3 protein-coding genes are annotated in these 2,306 nt (G+C 62.7%); 1 reads left to right on the top strand and 2 read right to left on the bottom strand.

All coding sequences use genetic code 11. The features are described 5' to 3' along the window. Positions 1-496 (top strand): response regulator (locus AC1D01_RS30825; RefSeq protein ID WP_477873229.1); only part of this gene is annotated, 496 nt, incomplete at its 5' end. 7 nt (positions 497-503) lie between these two features. Here AC1D01_RS30825 and AC1D01_RS30820 read toward each other — a convergent pair. Both AC1D01_RS30820 and AC1D01_RS30815 read right to left on the bottom strand, forming a co-directional pair. Continuing rightward, a complete protein-coding gene (locus AC1D01_RS30820; RefSeq protein ID WP_477873227.1) occupies positions 504-1,184 on the bottom strand; it encodes a retron system putative HNH endonuclease in 681 nt (226 codons plus the stop codon). Beyond that, a partial coding sequence (locus AC1D01_RS30815) for an AAA family ATPase (protein WP_477873225.1) occupies positions 1,181-2,306 on the bottom strand: 1,126 nt, incomplete at its 5' end. The genes AC1D01_RS30815 and AC1D01_RS30820, both read right to left, overlap by 4 nt.

The following is a 2,306-nucleotide window of genomic DNA, read 5'->3' as shown; positions in this document are numbered from 1 at the left end:
GGGCACCAGCTTCACGGTGACGCTGCCGCTGCGCATGCCTTCGCCACTGCAGGGCGCGCCGGCCGGAGGTTCCGAGGCCATGCCGGACGAGCTGCCGCCGGGCGACGAGCTGCTCGCGCTGAAGGGCGCCAGCGTGCTGGTGGTGGACGACGACATCGATGCCGGGACGATCCTGGTGGCGGCGTTCACGCAGTACGGTGTCGATGCGGTGGCGGCCCACAGTCCCGAGGCCGCGCTGGCGCTGGTGGGCAGCAGGGCCTTCACGCTGATGCTGTGCGACATCGGCATGCCGAACATCGACGGCTACACCCTGCTGCGGCAGGTGCGCCGCACCAGCGGCGTGCCGGCGATCGCGCTGACCGCCTTCGCGCGGCCCGAGGACCGGCAGCGTGCGATCGAGCAGGGTTTCAGCGCGCACATCGCGAAGCCGTCGTCGCCGGCGGAGACGCTGCGGGTGTGCGCGCGGGTGTTGCGGGCCGCGGGGATGGGGAGTTGAGGCCTGCCTACGTTCCGGCAGGGGCGTTGTCGTTCGCGGCCGTGCTGTCCGAAAGGCACTGCTCGGCATACCGCGCCACGACATGTCCGAAGCTCGGCGCACGCCCCTGCGCATCCGGCCTTCGAAATGCATCGCGCAGCATCCGCAGTTCCTGAGCGGTGACGGAGTTGAGGAAATCGGCGCTGAAGATGCTCAAGGCCTCTTCGCGGCGATTGCGAAGGAATGGGATGTCCAGGGCCAGGAGGTCCAGCATGTACTCGGCGGCGCTGTCTGAACGGTCTGCGGCCAGGACCTCACCCCGTAGCGTGTAGAGGAAGCGCTCCTCGCAGCCGGCATCCAGCGGGGAGATATGGCGCTCTTCGTCGAAGCCGTGTCCTTTTGCGTGACCGCAGTGAAGCGGCATCCCGGGATTCGTCTCCCGGATGCATGAGGCGTGCAGGTTCTCGTAGGCCAGTTCCAGGTCGTGCCGCAGAACCTGCGGGCGGAAGTGCTCAATGTGGCTGTCGGTCATCGACACGCCGCGTCCGCAGTAGCAGCACACCCAGCCCTGCTCCGAAAGCAGCGCATGCAGCAGTGCGGGCTTCTCGGGCTTCTGCAGGGCCTCGAAAGTGGGTATCCAGTCTTCACTTTCCTTTGCTTTCCACGACTCGAACAGCTCCGGGGACTGCTGCTTCGTGACGTACTTCATCGGCCGAGCACCTCTTTGCGCTTCAGCAGGGCTTCGGCTCCACCGATTTCGGCGATGCCCGGTGCTAAGCGCTTCAACGTCGTCAACCGCCCTCGAGCGATTTCGAGTTCATTGCGCTCAAGAGAGGCAAACAGCTCGGACAGGGCCTCTTCGACGTCTGAGGTACGGGCAGTCGCGCCCATAAGTTCCTCAAGCACTCTGCTCGAATCCAACCCGTAGCTGACTTGAGGATGGTCTGTGCCTCCGGCTCTCAGCAAAATGATCTCCTCGGGGCGAAGTTCACCCAGCACTTGCGGGGAGTGGCTGGCGACGATGAATTGAACCGAGGGGAATGCCGCCTTGAGTCCCATGGTCACGTTGCGCTGCCAGCGGGGGTGTAGGTGGATGTCGAGTTCGTCGATCAAGACCACGCCTGGTGTCTTGGTCGTAACCTCTTCTCCAAGCTGCGGATTCAACAAGCACATGCGGCGCGCGATGTCTGCGACGAGGGCAATAACCGCGCGCTGCCCGTCGCTGAGGGTTTCGAAAGGTGTTGGGCCGCGCTCTGCGTTAACCGGACTGCGCCACTCGATCAGAAGACTCTTCTGTTTGAGGTCATACCTCAAACCTTTGACATCCTCGACGGCCGCTGCCAGCGCCTTATTGACGAGGGCAAGCTCATCATTGTCAATGTCGTCGAACGCGATTGAGGTCTCCGATGAGGTCTGAAATCGCTCCAAGCACTTTGCAATGACCCAGCCTTGCAACGACGACGAATCACGAGATGCGTCCCACCAGCTTGAGTAGCCGTCCGTCCTGGCGTTGCGTTGTGTCGCAGCCTGCATTTCGTGCGGCTGAGCCTGACTCCAGCTTCGATTTGCTCGGTAGAACGCCACAACCGGAAGATTTAGCGTTGCAGGAGCTGAATCGGCTGAGGAGTTCGCGCGTTTCTGAAGAAGTTGCCAAGCGTGCCCAGGTGATTGGCCCGACTGTTGTGCGTGGTCGACTTGACTTGCTTTTGATAGCGTCCAGACGCATGTCTCACCGAATGCCTCACCGGTCGCGGTGACCTTCACGGGATACTGTGGCTCAAAGCGGAAGCGTCCATTCGACGATTCAACTTTCAGTCTGGCGATGCCAGAG

It is taken from the genome of Rhizobacter sp. P3_B12, from assembly GCF_056402895.1.
Note: the sequence above shows the minus strand (reverse complement) of the source record. Positions and strands in the feature narration are given on the sequence as shown.

Coding starts and splice junctions, on each gene's coding strand:
- AC1D01_RS30820 (WP_477873227.1), bottom strand. CDS start 1,184: ATGAAGTACGTCACGAAGCAGCAGTCCCCGGAGCTGTTCGAGTCGTGG.